The organism is Gordonia sp. CPCC 205515 (assembly GCF_048537925.1).
Lineage (GTDB): Bacteria > Actinomycetota > Actinomycetes > Mycobacteriales > Mycobacteriaceae > Gordonia.
Map to the genome: position 1 here is coordinate 756,043 of NZ_JBCLVJ010000002.1, position 18,016 is coordinate 774,058.

Annotated in this window: 15 protein-coding genes; 7 read left to right on the forward strand and 8 right to left on the reverse strand. The window is 67.6% G+C overall.

Going from position 1 to position 18,016, the window contains the following annotated elements; all coding sequences use genetic code 11:
* Positions 1 to 87 precede the first annotated feature (87 nt).
* The 4 genes from treY to AAFP30_RS03865 form a co-directional block, all read right to left on the reverse strand.
* Positions 88 to 2,397, reverse strand: coding sequence for a malto-oligosyltrehalose synthase (gene treY / locus AAFP30_RS03850; RefSeq protein WP_419228668.1), 2,310 nt, complete (start codon positions 2,395 to 2,397; stop codon positions 88 to 90).
* Positions 2,398 to 2,412: 15 nt separating this feature from the next.
* Positions 2,413 to 4,914, reverse strand: coding sequence for a glycogen debranching protein GlgX (gene glgX / locus AAFP30_RS03855; protein ID WP_419228669.1), 2,502 nt, complete (start codon positions 4,912 to 4,914; stop codon positions 2,413 to 2,415).
* Between the two features lie 52 nt (positions 4,915 to 4,966).
* Complete coding sequence (locus AAFP30_RS03860; RefSeq protein WP_419228494.1) at positions 4,967 to 7,165, reverse strand: acyltransferase family protein; 2,199 nt, start codon at positions 7,163 to 7,165, stop codon at positions 4,967 to 4,969.
* A gap of 121 nt (positions 7,166 to 7,286) precedes the next feature.
* Positions 7,287 to 7,865: a TetR/AcrR family transcriptional regulator gene (locus AAFP30_RS03865; RefSeq protein WP_419228495.1), complete on the reverse strand. Its 579-nt coding sequence runs from the start codon at positions 7,863 to 7,865 to the stop codon at positions 7,287 to 7,289.
* A gap of 135 nt (positions 7,866 to 8,000) precedes the next feature.
* Between AAFP30_RS03865 and AAFP30_RS03870 the strand changes: the two genes are divergently transcribed.
* The 6 genes from AAFP30_RS03870 to AAFP30_RS03895 are packed head-to-tail and all read left to right on the forward strand — an operon-like array spanning position 8,001 to position 13,129.
* Positions 8,001 to 9,302 carry an adenosylmethionine--8-amino-7-oxononanoate transaminase gene (locus AAFP30_RS03870; RefSeq protein WP_419228496.1) on the forward strand — a complete coding sequence of 434 codons (1,302 nt, stop codon included), beginning with the start codon at positions 8,001 to 8,003 and terminating at the stop codon, positions 9,300 to 9,302.
* A complete protein-coding gene (locus AAFP30_RS03875) occupies positions 9,299 to 10,471 on the forward strand; it encodes an 8-amino-7-oxononanoate synthase (protein ID WP_419228497.1) in 1,173 nt (390 codons plus the stop codon). Before AAFP30_RS03870 ends, AAFP30_RS03875 begins: the two co-directional genes overlap by 4 nt.
* On the forward strand, positions 10,468 to 11,220 hold the full coding sequence (bioD, locus tag AAFP30_RS03880) for a dethiobiotin synthase (protein WP_419228498.1): 753 nt from the start codon (positions 10,468 to 10,470) through the stop codon (positions 11,218 to 11,220). The genes AAFP30_RS03875 and bioD overlap by 4 nt, the downstream gene beginning before the upstream one ends.
* 40 nt (positions 11,221 to 11,260) lie before the next feature.
* Positions 11,261 to 12,292, forward strand: a complete 1,032-nt coding sequence (gene bioB / locus AAFP30_RS03885) for a biotin synthase BioB (RefSeq protein ID WP_419228499.1) — start codon at positions 11,261 to 11,263, stop codon at positions 12,290 to 12,292.
* Positions 12,293 to 12,320: 28 nt separating this feature from the next.
* The gene (locus tag AAFP30_RS03890; RefSeq protein ID WP_419228670.1) at positions 12,321 to 12,557 is read left to right on the forward strand and encodes a hypothetical protein; all 237 of its coding nucleotides are present in this window, start codon (positions 12,321 to 12,323) and stop codon (positions 12,555 to 12,557) included.
* Positions 12,554 to 13,129 carry a DUF2567 domain-containing protein gene (locus AAFP30_RS03895; RefSeq protein ID WP_419228500.1) on the forward strand — a complete coding sequence of 192 codons (576 nt, stop codon included), beginning with the start codon at positions 12,554 to 12,556 and terminating at the stop codon, positions 13,127 to 13,129. Before AAFP30_RS03890 ends, AAFP30_RS03895 begins: the two co-directional genes overlap by 4 nt.
* A gap of 6 nt (positions 13,130 to 13,135) precedes the next feature.
* Here AAFP30_RS03895 and AAFP30_RS03900 read toward each other — a convergent pair whose 3' ends face one another.
* Complete coding sequence (locus AAFP30_RS03900; protein WP_419228501.1) at positions 13,136 to 13,402, reverse strand: helix-turn-helix transcriptional regulator; 267 nt, start codon at positions 13,400 to 13,402, stop codon at positions 13,136 to 13,138.
* A gap of 82 nt (positions 13,403 to 13,484) precedes the next feature.
* On the opposite strand from AAFP30_RS03900, the gene map reads away from it, so the two are divergent.
* Positions 13,485 to 14,249, forward strand: coding sequence for a type I methionyl aminopeptidase (map, locus tag AAFP30_RS03905; RefSeq protein WP_419228502.1), 765 nt, complete (start codon positions 13,485 to 13,487; stop codon positions 14,247 to 14,249).
* 3 nt (positions 14,250 to 14,252) lie between these two features.
* Here the strand turns inward: map and AAFP30_RS03910 are convergent, their stop codons facing one another.
* From AAFP30_RS03910 to AAFP30_RS03920, 3 genes are read right to left on the reverse strand one after another with little or no spacing between them, the layout of a single operon-like run.
* Positions 14,253 to 14,987: an NUDIX hydrolase gene (locus AAFP30_RS03910; RefSeq protein ID WP_419228503.1), complete on the reverse strand. Its 735-nt coding sequence runs from the start codon at positions 14,985 to 14,987 to the stop codon at positions 14,253 to 14,255.
* Positions 14,988 to 15,036: 49 nt separating this feature from the next.
* A complete protein-coding gene (locus tag AAFP30_RS03915) occupies positions 15,037 to 16,605 on the reverse strand; it encodes a DUF222 domain-containing protein (protein ID WP_419228504.1) in 1,569 nt (522 codons plus the stop codon).
* A gap of 39 nt (positions 16,606 to 16,644) precedes the next feature.
* On the reverse strand, positions 16,645 to 18,006 hold the full coding sequence (locus tag AAFP30_RS03920; protein ID WP_419228505.1) for a pyridoxal phosphate-dependent decarboxylase family protein: 1,362 nt from the start codon (positions 18,004 to 18,006) through the stop codon (positions 16,645 to 16,647).
* Positions 18,007 to 18,016 lie beyond the last annotated feature (10 nt).

The following is an 18,016-nucleotide window of genomic DNA, read 5'->3' on the forward strand; positions in this document are numbered from 1 at the left end:
CCTGTCGAAACCACGTCGCATGCGACGTCGTCTCGAAAACGCGACGCCAGCTGACGTCGATGTTCCGAGATGAGGTCGCATGCGACGTCAATCGGCCAGGGGCACCAGGATGGCGACAGGACCGTCGGCGCGGAGGGCGGCCAGGGTGGGGGTGCCCTCGTGCAACGCACCGTTGCGCACGTCGCGCCATCGGCCGGCCGGAAGCCGGATGGTGGTGTGCGACTGGCCTGTAGCGGTGAGGCTGTGCGTGAAACGGGCGGTGACCAGCAGTACCCGGGGTCCGTCGGCGGTGCCGCGGCCGAAGGCGATCACGTGGTCGGCGGCCGGTCCGTCGGCGATCAACTGCTCGTAGGTGCCACCGGGACCGAAAGCGGCGGCATGCTCGGCGCGGGTACGCAACGCGTCGCGGATGAGGGCGCGTTTGGGATGGTCGGTGGGCTGGGTGTAGTCGACCCGACGGCGATTATCCGGGTCGACGAGTGAGTCGTCCCACCACTGCGTGCCTTGATAGATGTCGCCGAAACCCGGCCCCAGCAGTGTGATCGCTTTGTGTGCCAATACTTCCTGATGCCAGCTGTTCGCGGTCGCGGTGACCAGACCGGTGATCGCCGTGGCCGCCTCGCCGGTGGTGATGGTGTCGATCCAGGTGTCGAGTGCGGTCTCGAACTCCTCGTCGACGGCGGTCCAGGTGGTGCGCAGTCCGGCTTCGCGGGCGGCCTTACGGGCGTACTCCTTGATCCGGTCCCGGAGCGTGTCATCGACGGGGCGATCGACCGGCCAGACCCCGAAGATGTTCTGCAGCAGGAAGTATCCGGTCAGGTCGTCCGGCGGTGGCGACATCGACCAGATGCGACGCACCAGTATCGACCATCGCTCGGGCACCTGGGTGAGCAACAGGATGCGTGTCCGGACATCCTCGCCGCGCTTGGTGTCGTGGGTGGAGGCGGCGGTCATCGCACGTGGCCAGGTCGCCGCCCTCAGCGTGTTGGCATCGTGAAACTGTCTGCGCGACAACGACGGATTGGCCGGATCGCCGCCCACCTCCTGCGCGCTGACCAGTCGTGCGGTGCGGTAGAACAAGCTGTCCTCGACACTCTTGGCGGTGACCGCGCCGCACGTCTGCGCCAACCGGGACGACGCCGCGCCGGGAGTTGCGGTGGCGCGCACGATGAGTGAGAGCGCGGGCACCAGCCGCGGGGTGCGGTCACCGATTGCCGCGGCGACGTCGACGAGGCGCGACCGCAACGACGGATAGTCGGCGCGGTAGACACCGAGGTCGGCGATCAACTCGGCACTCGCCTCGGCCACCAGATCCAGGTCGGCGGACGGATCGGAGTGGGTGATCGCCCGCACCAGCCGACGATGCTCGGTGGGGAACGAGTCCTGCAGGACACGCAGTTTCGTCGAACGCTCGGCCTTGTGCAGCCATTCGGCGTTGCCCTCGAAACCGGTGAGCCGTTCATGGGTTTCGCCGAGTTCGATCACTCCGGACGGCGCGGCGAACACCGCGTCGATGATCCGGAGTTGTTCGTATCCGGTGGTGCCCTGCACCGGCAGCGTCGGATCGACTTCCTCGTCGGGGGCAAGGATCTTCTCGATGAAGATGAACCGGTCGTCACCCAGATCGGTGCGCAGTCGGCGCAGGTAGGTCATCGGATCCCACAGGCCGTCCGGATGATCAACGCGCACACCGTCGATCAGATCCTCGGCCACGAGATCGCGGAGCCATCCGTGAGTCGCGGCGTAGACCTCGCTGTCCTCCTGCCGCAGCCCGGCCAGTTCGTTGACGGTGAAGAAGCGCCGGTAACCGATCAGGCCGCTGTTCCACGGCACGAGGCGGTAGTGCTGACGGTCATGCACCTCGACCGGCGTACCGGGTGTCGCGGTGCCCGGGGCGAGCGGGAACACGTGCTCGTAGTACCGCAGGTGACCGTCCTCGACGACCAGGGGTGCGAGATCGCCGTCCTCGGCGAGCACCGGAAGTGCGATCTTCCCGTCGGAGCCGTTGTCGGAGGAGAAGTCGACGTCGAACCACTGTGCGTATTGCGACGCCGATCCGTAGCGCAGCAGGTCGGTGAACCACGGGTTCTGTCGTGGATCGGCGACGCCGGTGTGATTGGGGACGATGTCAATGATCACGCCGAGGCCGTGCTCGGTGGCCGCGCGGCGTAGGGCCCGCAGACCGTCGAGTCCGCCCAGCACGGTGGCGACCCGTGGCGGCGGCACCCAGTCGTAGCCGTGCGTGGACCCCTCGACCGCGGCACCGATCGGCGACAGGTAGAGGTGACTGATCGCGAGGTCGGCCAGCTCCGGCAGGAGTTGTGCGGCGGCGTCGAACCCGAAGTCGGGGGTGAGTTGAATCCGATAGGTGGCCACCAGTTCCGGGCGCTCGGTCACGTCGTCAGCCACCGATCATCCGGTCTTGCGGAGCACCAGCAGCGACCGCGGGCCGACCGTCACCGAGGTACCGATCTCGACGTCGGTGTCGGTGTCCCCGGCCGGATGCGAGGTGTCCAGGACGCTTTCCCACGTCGTGCCGATCACGGTCGGCAGCTCGAAGTCGAGACCCTCGTGCCACGCGTTGAAGCAGATGAGAAAGCTGTCGTCGGTGACCTTTTCGCCGCGCTCGTCCTTCTCGGCGATGCCGTCGCCGTTGAGGAACACCGCGAGACTCTTGCCGAATCCGCTGTCCCAGTCCGCCGACGTCATCTCCTCGCCCGACGGGGTCAGCCACGCGATGTCGAGGGCCTGATCGCCCCAACGAATCGGCTTGCCCGCGAAGAACCGTCGTCGTCGGAACACCGGATGCTTGGTGCGCAGCGCGATCACGTTGCGGGTGAACTCGACCAATTCGGCGTTGCGCTCGGCGAGGTTCCAGTCCATCCAGGCCAATTCCGAGTCCTGGCAGTACACGTTGTTGTTGCCCTGCTGGGTGCGGCCCATCTCGTCACCGTGCGCGAGCATCGGGGTGCCCTGCGACAGGAACAGTGTCGCCAGGATGTTGCGTTGTTGCCGCGCACGCAGTTCCAGGATCTCCGGGTCGTCGGTGGGTCCCTCCACCCCGCAGTTCCAGGACCGGTTGTGACTCTCGCCGTCGCGATTGTCCTCGCCGTTGGCGATGTTGTGTTTCTCGTTGTAGGACACCAGGTCCCGCAACGTGAAGCCGTCGTGGGCGATGACGAAGTTGATGCTGGCCAGCGGCCGCCGGCCGGTCGCCTCGTAGAGATCCGACGATCCGGTCAGGCGCGATGCGAACTCGCCCAACGTCGATGGCTCACCGCGCCAGTAATCGCGCACGGTGTCGCGGTACTTGCCGTTCCACTCGGTCCACAGCGGCGGGAAGTTGCCGACCTGGTATCCGCCCTCGCCGACATCCCACGGCTCGGCGATCAACTTGACCTGACTGACCACCGGATCCTGTTGCACCAGATCGAAAAACGCCGACAGTCGGTCGACGTCGTGGAGCTCGCGGGCGAGCGTCGACGCGAGGTCGAAGCGGAAACCGTCGACGTGCATCTCGAGCACCCAATAGCGCAGCGAATCCATGATCAACTGCAGGGTGTGCGGGTGCCGGCCGTTGAGGCTGTTGCCGGTTCCCGTGTAGTCCATGTACATCTCGGGATTGCCGTCGACGACTCGGTAATAGGCGGTGTTGTCGATGCCGCGGAAACACACCGTCGGACCGAGGTGATTGCCCTCGGCAGTGTGGTTGTACACGACGTCGAGAATGACCTCGATGCCCTCGAGATGGAACGCGCGGACCATCGCCTTGAACTCGGTGACGGCGCTGGCCGGCTGATCGGGCTTGGAAGCGTACTCCAGGTGCGGCGCGAAGAACCCGAAGGTGTTGTAGCCCCAGTAGTTTCGCAATCCCCGGTCTTTGAGGACGAAATCCTGCATGAACTGGTGCACCGGCATCAGCTCGATCGCGGTGACCCCCAACGACTTCAGATGCTCGATGATGACCGGATGGGCCAACCCCGCGTAGGTGCCCCGAAGGTGTTCGGGCACATCGGGATGCGTCATCGTCATGCCCTTGACGTGCGCCTCATAGATGACCGTCTGGTGATACGGGCGCTTCGGTGCGCGATCGTTCTGCCAGTCGAAGTACGGGTTGATGACCACCGACAGCATGGTGTGACCGAGCGAATCCAGCTGCGGCATATTATCTTTGGGAACCCGCAACCGAGGGAGTTCGACACCGGCCTCGATGTGCGTGTCGGGTTCGGTCGGAGCCGCCGTGTCGACGGCCGGGTCGATCGCGTCCGACGGGGCCGCTTCGGTGGGCAGCGCATCGGCGGGGGGAGTGGCCGTGGTCGATCGGGACACGTTGGGCCGGGACTTGGCGGCGGACGGAGCAGCTGCGTCCTTCGTGGTCTGCTCGGCGTCGGCAACAGCGGTTGCCGAGTCCTCCGGTTCGGCCGCGGGCTCGTCCTCGGGTTCACTGTCGGGTTCGGGCAGCGGATAGGAGAACAACGAGGCGTCACCGTCGAACTCGCCGTGGAAGGCCTTGCCGTACGGGTCGAGCAGCAGCTTGCTGGGGTCGCAGCGCAGACCGCTGGCCGGATCGTAGGGTCCGTGCACGCGGAAGCCGTAGAACTGCCCGGGTCCGATGTTGGGCAGATAGCAGTGCCAGCAGTAGCCGTCGACCTCTTCGAGCCGGATCCGACGCTCGACCCCGGACCCATCGACGAGGCACAGATCGACCGCGGTGGCCACTTCGGAGAACAGCGAAAAGTTGGTTCCCACACCGTCATACGTCGCGCCCAGTGGGAACGGCGTGCCGGGCCAGACGATGAACGGCACCGGCTCGGGAGCCGACGGCGTGAGTTCGGTCGAGACCGGATCGACGGGGGCCGCCACGGGCTGAGCGGGGCCTTCGGTTCCGGAATCGGCGGCCGGTGACGTGGTCATCTCGGCGTTCGGCGAATCCATGTCATGACAGTAGCCGTGAACCGCCCGGGGTTCATCTCGGGGAGGGACCCGTCCATGGGATCGCGAGCGCCAGCTGGCGACCCAACTCGTCGGTCAGGCTGCGGACATAGGTGGCGCTCAGGTGATGCAGGTCCTTGTAGACGATGATGTTGCCGACGATCGCCTGGCAGGTATCCGGACCGCAGATGCCGTTCGACATGTCCAGCGGATGGAAATCGGGTCGGGTCTTGGCCAGTTCCAGCGCCGGATCGGTGGGCGAGAGCACCGCGCCGCGTCGCGACGCACAACTGTCGGCCGTACCACCGGCGGCCAGGCAAGCCGGGGTGTCGATCAGTCCCTGCGCGTTGTGCGGCCACGGGGTGTCGCGCATGCCGATCACCGAGATGCCCGCCGCCAGGAACTGGTCGAAGATCGGGGTGTAGGTGGGTGGCACCCAGTCGCCCGGCTCGTAGTCGCGGGGGCGGGTGGAGTTGGTGAACACCGCGTCCGGCTTGTCGGCGATGACCTTGTCCATCACGCGCATGACCCAGTCATGGCACTGCGGGTAGGGCACGCCCTGCTGCTTGGGCACCAGTTCGGTCGACATGGGGCAGCCCATCTTCAAGTAGGTGGTGACCTTGAAGTGGTTGCGCTTGCCCAGGGCGTCGAGGGCGGTGATCCAGAACTCGGCGTGCGATCCGCCGATCAGGGCGATCGTCTTGGTGGCGTTGGGGTCGCCGTAGACGCCGACGTGGATCTCGGGGTCCTCGAAGTCGCTCATGTAGCCGTCGGTGGAGGTCTCCGGAAAGTCCTTCACCACCTCGAGCGGCGAGGGCTGCGGGTCGAGGGCCGGCACCGGATACCCGTTGAGCAACGCCCGGGCGCCGGGGTAGAGACGCGGGTCGAGATTGGTGGTGTCGACGACGATGTTGCTCACATGGTTCTGCCACATCCGGATGCCGACGCCGGTCACGAGGGTGCCGACGACCAGGATCGACGTGACCACCGACGCGTAGCTGAGCCAACGGGTGCGGCCGTCGCGGGTGCCGTGGGCGAGTGTCGAGCGACCGCCGCCGCGCAGCGGGTCCTCGATGTGGCGCTTGGTCAGCCACGCCAACCCGAGCGACACCGCGATCAGCACCACGCCCTCGATGAACGAGGCGTGGTTCTTGTCGCGCCAGGTCAAGTAGAAGATCAGCAGCGGCCAGTGCCACAGGTACAGCGAGTAGGCGATGGTGCCCAGCCACACTGGCACCGTCGTGGCCAGCATCCGATTCACCGCGGGCATCGCCTGCGACTGGGGCCGGCCATGCCGCGCCCGATGCTCCAGCGCGGTGGCACCGGCCCAGATGATGATCAGCGTCGAGCCGACCGGCACCAGTGCCTTGGGGCCGGGGTAGGACTCCACCCCGTCGATCCACCAGCCGCAGGTGATGATCAGCGCCAGGGCGAGCACCGCCAGGCTGTTCCGGACCCAATGCGGCACACGCCAGCGCGGCATCCAGATCGCCAGCAGACCACCGGCCAGGGGTTCCCAGAGTCGCGAGAACGTGTCGTAGTAGTTGAACTGCTGATTGACGCCCATCCGCATGTGCGCCCAGTAGAACGAGATCGCGGCCAGACCCACCACGGTCAGCGCAACCAGAGCGCGGACGGTCTGCGGTCGGGCGATGGCGGGAACGAACCGCGAGAACAGCTTGATCAGGCCGGTACCGACCATGAACAACAGCAGCAACCCGACGAAGAACTGCCCTTGCACCGACATCGACCAGATGTGCTGCAGTGGCGAGTTCGCGGAACTCGCAGCCAGGTAGTCCTGCGAATTGAACGCCAGATGCCAGTTCTGGTAGTACAGCGCGCTTGCTTTCAGCTCTTCGCCGATGTTCGCCCAGCGGGTCTGCGGCATCACGATCAGCGTCAACACGGTGACGCCGAGCAGCACGGTGAACAACGCGGGCAGCAAGCGCCGCAGCAGCCGTTTCAGTCGTGGCCACGGATTGATGGCGTCGCCGTAGGTGACGTGCGAGGTCTGGCTGTGCATGGCGTGCCGCAGCAGTGAGCCAAGGAAGAAGTAGCCGGACAGGGCGAGAAAGACGTCGACGCCGCCGGATACCCGGCCGAACCAGATATGGAAGCACGCGACCAGAGTGATCGCGATGCCGCGCAAACCGTCGAGGTCGGTCCGGTACGCCGGGACGTTGGAGGTCGATGCCGACGCTGCGCTGCTTGCAGTCTGAGTGGGGGCTGCCACGGGTTCGGTGCGGTCTTCCTGTCTCGATCGGTGTGCTCTGCGGCTTCCTGTCGGGAAGCAATCTACCGGCCGAACCTGTGAAACCACGATTCCGGTGCCGGCGACACACCGCCGCTGACCTTTACTTTTCTTTACTTTCCGCCGTCGTGAGAGCGCGCAGTCGGGCACCGTCGAGGATCACCGAGAGTCCGTCGGCGAACTCTCCGGTGAAGTCGCGGCCGGACGGCCCGGTCACCGACAGGCGTTCCATCTGGGCGCGAGTCTGCTCCTCGATGGTGAGTCCGACGACGAGCTGGGTGATCGCGGTCGCCACCGCGCGGGAGTCCCGCTCGGTCAGTCCGCCGCGCGCGGCGGCGGCCGCAAGATCGTCGGCGATGGACTTCGACGAGAGGCCGCTCGCCCAGCTCGACGACACGACTTCGGCACTGTCGGGGACGCCGAGCAGTGCCGCGCGCATCCCGGTCGCCAGGAACGCCAGTTGCCCATCCCAGTCCAGCGCCTCGGGGGCGGCGGCGATCTCGTCCAGGATGTCGTCGCTCAGCGCCGCGAGGAGGGTCTGCTTGTTGGGAAAATGCCAGTACAGAGCGTTGGGGCGCACGCCGAGATCGGCGGCCAGGCGGCGCATCGACAGGTCGGCGAGGCTGTGCTCGGTGAGGATGTCGCGGGCCGCGGCCAGCACGTCGGCTCGGCTGTTGCTCACGGGATCAGCGTAAACGGCGGAAGCGAGTGGTCCACGTCACGGTCCTGTACAGCGTTCAGGACGGGCCTGTACAGTGTTCAGGAACCTGTACAGCGTTCAGGGACCAACGCCCCGATATCGAAGGACAGCCCCATCGTGGACGAGGACACCATCAGCCGGATCGATGCCGAGCACGTCTGGCATCCGTACGGCGCTTTCCCCGCATCGACGACCCCACTTGTCGTCCGCGGTGCGCAGGGTGTCCGACTCGAACTCGCCAACGGTCGTCGGCTCGTCGACGGCATGAGTTCGTGGTGGGCCGCCATCCACGGGTATCGGCACCCGGTCCTCGACGCCGCGCTCACCGCGCAGGCCGGCGCGATGTCGCACGTGATGTTCGGCGGTCTGACCCATGAACCGGCCGCGCGGCTCGCCGAGCTTCTCGTCGAGATCACCCCGGACCCGCTGCAGAAGGTGTTCTTCGCCGACTCCGGATCGGTGTCGGTCGAAGTGGCCGTCAAGATGGCGGTGCAGTACTGGCGCAGTCGCGGCGAGACCTCGCGCACCCGGCTGCTCACGTGGCGCGGCGGCTACCACGGCGACACCTTCACCCCGATGAGCGTTTGCGATCCCGACGGCGGCATGCACTCGATGTGGACCGACGTGCTGACCGAGCAGGTCTTCGTGCCCGCGCCGCCGAGCGAATTCCGCGCCGACTACGTAGACGTGCTCGAGACGTCGGTCCGCGAGCATCGCGACCGGCTGGCCGCGGTCATCGTCGAACCGGTCGTGCAGGGAGCCGGCGGCATGCGGTTCCACGATCCGCGCTACCTCACCGAGCTGCGCCGGATCTGCGACGACGCCGGTGTGCTGCTCATCTTCGACGAGATCGCCACCGGTTTCGGGCGCACCGGGGAACTGTTCGCCGCCGACCACGCCGGCGTCTCACCCGACATCATGTGCGTCGGCAAGGCGCTGACCGGCGGATATCTCACGCTCGCGGCGACGCTGTGCACCGACGAGATCGCCGAGGTGATCAGTCGCGGGGAGGCCGGTGGACTCGCTCATGGACCGACGTTCATGGCCAACCCGCTCGCCTGCGCGGTCGCGGTGGCCTCCACCGAACTGCTGCTCGAGAGCCCGTGGCGCGCGCGGGTCACCGCCATCGAACGCGAATTGCGTTCGGGCCTGCTCGAATTGGCCAATCGGCCGGGCGTCGCCGATGTCCGCGTGCGTGGCGCCATCGGCGTGGTGCAACTCGACCGGCCGGTCGACATGGCCGCGGCCACCGACGCCGCCGTCGCCGCGGGTGTCTGGTTACGGCCGTTCCGGGATCTGATCTACGTGATGCCGCCGTTGGTGTGTACCGACGACGACATCGCGACCATTGTCGGCGGCGTGCGGGCGGCGGTCGACGCCTGCCTGACCGCCGACCTGATGGCGGGAGTATCCCGATGACACTGCTCCATCCCAGCGGCACCGATATCCGGGTCGACGACGCGCTGTCCTGGCTCGACGACGACGCCGCCCGCCGCGATGCCGCCGGGTTGCACCGCGTTCCGGTTGTCCGGCAATCCGATTCGCCGATGATCAACCTCGCGTCGAACGACTACCTCGGCCTCTCGACGCACCCGGCCGTCGTCGCCGGCGCGCACGCCGCACTCGACGACTGGGGAGCCGGATCGACCGCGTCCCGACTGGTCGTCGGCACCACCGCCCTGCACATCGACTTCGAGCACGAGATCGCCGACTTCCTGGGATTTCCTGCCGCACTGGCCTTTTCCTCCGGCTACCTGGCCAATGTCGGCGCCATCACCGCGCTCGTCGGGCGCGGCGACCTCATCGTCAGCGACACCGGCACGCACGCCTCGTTGATCGATGGTTGCCGGCTGTCGCGGGCGCGGGTCGTCGTGGTCGAGCGCGGTGACCACGCGGCCGTCGCCGAGGCGCTCGCGCAGCGCACCGAAGAACGGGCGCTGGTCGTCACCGACTCGGTGTACAGCATCGACGGTGAACCCGCTCCGATCGCGGAACTCTATTCGGCAGCAAGGAATCACGGCGCGGCCATGCTCGTCGACGAGGCCCACGCGCTCGGCGTACGCGGCCCCGGCGGGCGCGGGTTGGTCGCCGAACTCGGGCTCTCCGGCGCGCCGGATCTCGTCGTCACCACGGTGATGTCGAAATCCCTTGGCGCACAGGGCGGCGTGGTGCTGGGGTCGGATCTGCTGCGTTCTCACCTGATCGACCGGGCCCGTACCTTCATCTTCGACACCGGACTCAACCCGGCCGCCGTCGGCGCGGCCCGTGCCGCCCTTTCCCTGCTGCGCGACGACCCGCAGATGCCGGACCGGCTGCGCGCCAATGCCACTCATCTCGCCGCGACCTGCGGAGTGCCGGTGCCGGCGGCTGCGGTGATCTCGATCGTGATCGGCGATCCGCAGCCCGCGGTCGCCGCTGCGGCGGCCTGCCGCGACCGCGGTGTCCTCGTCGGGTGCTTCCGCCCACCCTCGGTGCCGGCCGGCACCTCGCGGCTGCGGTTGACCGTGCGCGCCGACCTCGACGTCGACACCCTCGATCACGTCGCCGGTGTCGTCGACGACGCGCTGCGTCAGGTCGGTGCACGATGACCGCCCGCGTCTTGGCCGTTACCGGCACCTCCACCGATGTCGGCAAGACCATCGTCACCGCCGCCCTCGTCGCAGCCGCCACGAGCGCGAACCTCGCTGCCGCCGTGTGTAAACCGGCGCAGACGGGGGTCGCCCCGGGTGAGCCCGGCGACCTCGCGGTGATCGAGGCGCTCGCCGGTCCGGTCGCCACCGCCGAATGTGTGCGCTACCCCGAACCCCTCGCACCCGACACCGCCGCCCGCCGCGCGGGGATGGCGCCACTGGCACTGCCCGCCGCGGTCGGCGCCGTTCGGGATCTCGCTGCGGCGCACGACGTGGTGTTCGTCGAGGGCGCCGGGGGAGTACTGGTCCGACTCGCCGACGACCTCACCCTCCTCGATCTCGCCGGCGCCGTCGATGCCGAGGTGATCGTCGTCGTGCCCGCCGGACTGGGCTCGCTCAACCACACCGAACTGACCGTCGACGCGATCCGCGCCCGCGGCCTCACCCCGGCCGGGCTCGTCATCGGATCCTGGCCTGCCGAACCGGATCTCGCGATGACCTGCAACCGCACCGACCTACCACGCCTCACCGGCGTGCCGATCGTCGGCGCGATCCCCGCCGGCGCCGGCTGTCTCTCCCCAGAGACGTTCAGATCCCAGGCCCCAGATTGGTTCACCCCCACCTGGCTCGCCACTTTCCCGCCCACAGCAACCACTTCTGCGCCCACAGCAACCACTTTCGCGTCGACAGCAACAGCACTTTCCTGATCCACCCAGCCCAGACCCCAGCCCCCACAAGGAGATTCCCGTGACCCAGGCCCCCGTCGCTCCCGGCAACACCACCACCCTCGACATCCTCGACGTCGCTCGCACCCAGGTGCTCGAGCGGGGCGAGGCGCTCAGTCGCGAGCAGGTGCTCGAGGTGCTGCGCCTGCCCGACGAGCGGCTCACCGAACTGCTGCAGGTCGCGCACGACGTGCGGATGAAGTGGTGCGGTCCGGAGGTCGAGGTCGAGGGCATCATCTCACTCAAGACCGGCGGCTGCCCGGAGGACTGCCACTTCTGTTCGCAGTCCGGCCTTTTCGCGTCGCCGGTGCGCAGCGCGTGGATCGACATCCCGTCGCTGGTGGAGGCCGCCAAGCAGACCGCCAAGACCGGTGCCACGGAGTTCTGCATCGTCGCGGCCGTCCGCGGACCCGACAAGCGGCTGCTCAGCCAGGTCGCCGCCGGCATCGAGGCCATCCGCAACGAGGTCGACATCCAGATCGCCTGCAGCCTCGGCATGCTCACCCAGGAGCAGGTCGACCAGCTTCGCGACATGGGCGTGCACCGCTACAACCACAACCTCGAGACCGCGCGCAGCCACTTCCCGAACGTCGTCACCACCCATACGTGGGAGGAGCGCTGGGACACCCTGCGCATGGTTCGCGAAGCCGGCATGGAGGTCTGCTGCGGCGGCATTCTCGGCATGGGCGAAAGCCTCGAGCAGCGAGCCGAATTCGCTGCCGACCTGGCCACCCTGGAACCCGACGAGGTGCCGCTCAACTTCCTCAACCCGCGGCCCGGCACACCCTTCGGTGACCTCGACGTGCTGCCCGCATCCGAGGCGCTCAAGTCGGTCGCCGCGTTCCGGCTCGCGCTGCCCCGCACCATCCTGCGCTTCGCCGGCGGTCGGGAGATCACGCTCGGCGACCTCGGTGCCAAGCAGGGCATTCTCGGCGGCATCAACGCGGTCATCGTCGGCAACTACTTGACCACGCTGGGCCGGCCGGCCGAGGACGATCTGGATCTGCTGTCCGATCTGTCGATGCCCATCAAGGCCCTCAACGACTCCATCTGACGGTTACCCTGCGATGGTGATGAAGTCGATGACGGAGATCCCCGGCCCGCTGGCGCAGCCGTGCCGGTTTGGCGTGTACACCGGCCTCGAGCTGGAGTTGCAGTCACCCGATGCGGTGCCCACCGCGGCCCGGATGGGACTCGAGCCGCCGCGGTTCTGCGGTCAGTGCGGTCGACGGATGGTCGTCCAGGTGCGCCCGGACGGCTGGAGCGCCCGCTGCTCCCGACACGACACGGTCGACTCGACCGAGCTGGCGCAGCGGTGAAGACGCCGACGATCAGTCGTCTCGCCGAGATCGTCGCCGCGGTGCTGCTCGTCGGCATCGTCGGCGGCGTGGTGTGGGCGTTCGTCACGCCCGCCATGAGTGGCCGCGTGGTCGGCGACAACTCCGCGATCATCCCCGCGACCCAGTTCGACCAAGAGTTCGCCGGCGTCGCGGTCTTCGCGGGAATCATGCTGGTCGTCGGCGTGATCGCGGCAGCCATCGGCTGGGTGCGCGGGCGCGAGTGGCGCGGGCCGTGGGAGTTTCTCGCGATCGCGGTGGCCTCGTTCATCGGATCGATCCTCGCGATGGTGATCGGAACCCAGGTGGCGCACTGGCGTTTCGGCGATCCCCACTCGATGCCCGTCGGCAGCAGCTTCCAGGTGGTCCCGGACCTCTGGCTCGACGGATCAGTCAGCGGATTCGGCAGCGAGATCGTGCTGCTGATCTGCGCACCGATGGCTGCGACGTTGGTCTACCTGACCTGCGCACTGTCATCACGGCACCCCGACCTCGGCGTCGGGGATCTGCCCGGGACCCCGGACCCTCAGTTGGTTGGGTCTTCAGCTCCCTGACCCAGCTCACCCCACCCCGGCACCGGCCCGCTGCTCGACGACGACATCCGCGAGCTCATCCAACGGGATACCGAGCACCCGACCCAACGCCGCGACCGTCGCGAACGACGGCGTCGCCAGCCGTCCGGTTTCGATCTTGCGCAACGTCTCCGGCGAGATGCCCGCGCCCTCGGCGACCTCGGCCAGGGCGCGGTCGCCGCGGTGCTCGCGCAGCAGGGTTCCGAGCCGACGGCCCGCAGCCAATTGCTCCGGGGTGAGTGGATTGCGCACCATGGCGCCAGCATAGCCGCCGCGGTATGAAAATACCGGACTCTTCCGTTATGGTGGTATTTAAATACCAACCGGATGGAGTGCTGTGATCGAACTGAAGTCGTCGACCGAGGTTGCCGCGATGCGGGTGACGGGGCGATTCATCGCCGAACTCCTCGACGACCTGGAAGCGCGAGTGCAACCGGGCGTGAACGTACTGGACCTGGAGATGCGGGCCCGCGAGCTGATCCAACGTCGTGGTGCGCAATCGTGCTACTGGGACTACGCGCCGTCCTTCGGTCGCGGGCCCTTCCGGAATGTGATCTGCCTGTCGGTCAATGATGCTGTCCTCCATGGACTCCCACACGACTATGTGCTCGCCGACGGCGACGTGCTGAGCATGGACATCGCCGTCTCGATCGACGGTTGGGTGGCCGATTCGGCACGCACGGTTTTCGCCGGCACCCCGCGGTTCGAGGACCAACTGATGGTCGACACCACGCGGGAAGCGTTGGCCGCGGGCATCGACGCGGCGCGCTCGGGAAATCGCCTTGGCGACATCTCTGCGGCGATCGGCAAGGTCTGTGTGGCTCGCGGATACGCAGTGAACACTCAGTTCGGCGGGCACGGCCTCGGCCGCACCATGCACGAGGACCCGCACGTGCCCAACGCCGGCCGCGCGGGACACGGCATGCGCCTGCGCCCGGGTCTGACCCTCGCACTCGAACCGTGGCTGGCGATGCACACCGCGGCGATCACCTACGACCCCGACGGCTGGACCATCCGATCCGCCGACGGTTCACGCACCGCGCACAGCGAACACACCATCGCCATCACAGAAAGTGACGCGGAGATCCTCACGGCACGGTGATGACTACATCATCGGGGGTCGCAGCGTCGCGAACTCGTCGGTGACACGCAGGTGTGACTCGGCGAACGCGTACAGCGCAGGTGGCCGTCCCCCCGACTTCCCGGTCTTACCGACCGTGCCGGTGGAGACCACCACCGCGCGGCGACTCAGGATGCGCAGCAGGTTGGTGGTGTCCACCGCGTAACCCAGAGCAGCGCAATAGATCTCCGAGAGCTCCGACATCGGGAACCGCGCCGGCGCCAACGCGAACGCGATGTTCGTGTAGGAGAGCTTGGCCGCCAACCGCTGTCGCGCCTTGGCGATGATGTCGCCGTGGTCGTAGCGCAACGGTGGTAGTCGGTCGACCGCATGCCAGGCCGCCGTGTCGGGCAGCGTGCTCGTCACGTCAGTGGGCACCAACCCGAGATAGGTCGACGCGATGGTGCGTGCACCCGGCACCCGATGCGGCGCAGAGAACACCGAGAGTTGCTCGAGATGGGCAAGCTTGTCGACGTCGAGTTTCTCCGCCAACAGTCGGCGACCGCTGCTCTCCAACGTTTCATCGGACAGCACGTCACCGCCGGGTAGGTGCCACGCATCGTCGTGCCCGCCACCGAGCAGCACGCACAACGACGGTGCCGAGTCGTCGCCGACCTCCCGGACCTGAAAGACAGCGGTCAGGACCTCTACGCGCACGTCGGAGCGCGCCCCATCGATTGCCGCGGACTCGGGGTGTGCGGCGGGCGGGGGCGTGGACATGGCGTTGATTGTATGGGTGGCGCGGCGCGTGTTCGCGACGGCGCACCCGTCAGAACGGCGGCGGGTTGTCGGAGTTCCACTGGGCTTCGGCGCGGTCGTCGGCGCGGGTGATCGTTCCGGCGCGGCGGGCTCGGATCTCCTCGACCCGCTGCCGGGCCACGTTGTCCGGACTCGCGGGTGGCGGCCGCAGGCTGGTGAACAGGTCGCCGCCGGTGAACGCGTTACCGAGGTACATGTGGCCGGTCGGCGACTCGAAGAACACCGTGCCGAGCTCGTCCTGATAGTCGCGCCAGCCGACGCCGAAGGTTTTCAGCCGGTGGTGGAACCTGCACAGCGGCTTGATGTTCCGGCGTTCTGTGCGTCCGCCGCGCTTGCCATGGGGCACCGTGTGGTCCAGATCGGCGTGCCAGGCCGGATTGTTGCAGCCGGGGAAGGTGCAGCACAGTTCTCCGCAGCGGATCAGTTCGGCCAGTTTGCGACTGGGTGTGTAGCGCAGCGCAGCACGCGCTGCTTCCTTGTGATCGGTGTGGATGAAGGAACGGCGTGCCCCGGTCAGCAGCGAGCGGGCCGTCTCCGCGTCGATCACCCCGTGCCCGTCGAGGTATGCCGGATCGTCGTCGTGGCCGAGCAGAGTCGAGAGGTTGACCACGATGTGGAAGGTCGGGCGCGGGGTCTGCTCAGGGACTACCGCGGTGTCGGTGCGTTCCTCGGCCGCGTTGTCGTCTGGCACCTGGTGCTCGGGTGCAGCAGTTTCGTCGGGAGCGACGGCGTTGACGCACTCCTCACAGGCGCAGGCCAGCATTGAGTACCCTTCGGCGAGTGCGACGATGGCGTCGAGCCGTCGTTGCTCGGCGGTACGCGGATCGCCGGGGTGCACGTCGGCGGCCATCGCGTCGAGGCGGGCATGGACCGCCGCTGCCTTCTCCGCAGGGAGGGTCGCCGACATCCGGGACTGACCGGGCGTGTGCCGGTCGGGGCGGATGTTGATCGAGCGATCCTTGTTGACGATCTCGCGGCGTTTGCGGGTGGCCGTCGGGTCCACTTCGAGGATGGTCTTGTCGACCATGGTCTTGAACCGGGTCATCGACATCGGTTCGCGGTCTTCGATCTCGCCGCAGAGGAGCATGTCGAGCAGCGGCATGTTCTCGGGGTCGACCAGCACAGTGCGCTTGACGATCATGAGGAACCGCGCCAGATCGATCCGCCCGCACGCGAGCATGCCGCCGGTCAGTGGCAGCTGGTACCGCAACACACTGCCGGCGATGACCAGTTCCCGCGCCCGGGCGGGCGGAACCGTCAGCGCCGCGCCCACTTCGGCGATCGCCGCTTCCAGCCCGTTGGGTCCGTACCTACCGCGCGGATCCTCACCGGCCCGACCACGCAGCGCAGTGGCGCGCACCTGTGCCGGACTGCTCTGACCGGTTTCGGCGTCGGCAGCGATCGCAGCGAGATAGTCCTCCTCACGTTCGTCGTGGATCAGGCTGGCCGCCTGCAACATTCGGAAGTCCGCCGACGCACAGACCGCCGCGCAGTGGTGCAGGATCTCGATGAGTTCGAGCGCGGTGTGCTGCTCATCCTCACGGAGTTGGTCGAGAAGAAGCGTCGAAGTTTCTGGCATGACTCGAACATATCAGCGACCACCGACAGGATTGGTCGGTCAGAGCACTCGACACTCACCCAACAACTTGACCAACGCATCGACGTGCTCCCGCCGAGTCCGCCACGACGACACCGAGATCCGAAACGCGGGTTGTCCCTGCCACATCGATGGCCCGAACCACGTCTGCCCGGAGGCGATCGCGCGATCGCGCACCGCCGGCGTCAGCTCCGGGGTATCCGCCCGCGCCAGCACCTGATTCAGCACGCACCGGTTGAGGACGGTGAAACCGTTGGCGCGCAATCCGTCCGCCGCATACTGCGCTAACGATACGCATCGGTCGACGAGTTCCTCGACGCCGTCGGACCCCAGCGTCCGCAGTGCCGCCCACACCCCGACGCCCCGCGCTCGCCGCGACAGTTCGAGCGTCAGGTTCTTCTGCGCGTAGTCGTCGCCGGACAGGTATGCGGTGTCGGAGTTCATCGTCGACGAGAGTGCTTGTGCGTCACGGACGATCAGCATGGCGGCGTCGTACGGTGTGTTCAGCCATTTATGGCCGTCGGTGGTCCAGCTGTCGGCCAGTTCGATTCCGTCGGTGAGGTGGCGGTGGGTGCCCGATGCGCGCGCCCACAGCCCGAAGGCGCCATCGATATGCACCCACGCGCCGGCCGCGCGAGCGGCCGGGAGGATGTCGGCGAAGGGATCGAACTCGCCGGTGTTCACCTCGCCGGCCTGCAGGATGAGGATCGTGCGGTCGTCCAGCGCGGGGACGGCGTCGGCGCGGACACGTCCGTGCTCGTCCACCGGGACACGTTCGATGTGGTCCAGACCGAACCCGAGGACCCGCACCGCTCGGACGATCGCCACATGCGCCAGTTCGGAGATCACCACTCGGAGGCGCGGCGCGTCGGTCAACCCGCGACGATCCACATCCCAACCTTGACGCGCCAGTAGCGCCCGCCGCGCGGCGGTCAGCGCGACCACCGCGCCACTGCCCGAGCTGGTGGTGAACCCGACGGCCGACGACCGCGGCAGATCCAATACCTCCACCGCCAACCGACCGGCCTGCTTCTCCAGGAGATGCGCGGCCGGCGAGTTGTCGAAGGCGGTGGCGCACTGATCCCACGCCAGCACCAGGCGTTCGGCCGCGGCGGCCACCGGCAACGTCGATCCGACGACGAACCCGAAGTACCGCGGATCGTTGGACGCGACTACGCCGGCTCCGCCGATCTCGTCGAGCAACGCGAGGGTCTCCCCGGGCGCATGGCCGGCGGCGGTCAAAGGCTCGTCGAGGCGCGCCAGATCCGCCAATGCCGACCCGGAGGGAAACACCGCTCGCTCCGGACTCCCGATGCCCGCGGTCCAGCGTCGAGCGCGCTCGTCCGCATCGGCCAGGAGATCCAGTTCGTCGCGCCGGGTCATCTCCCTATTG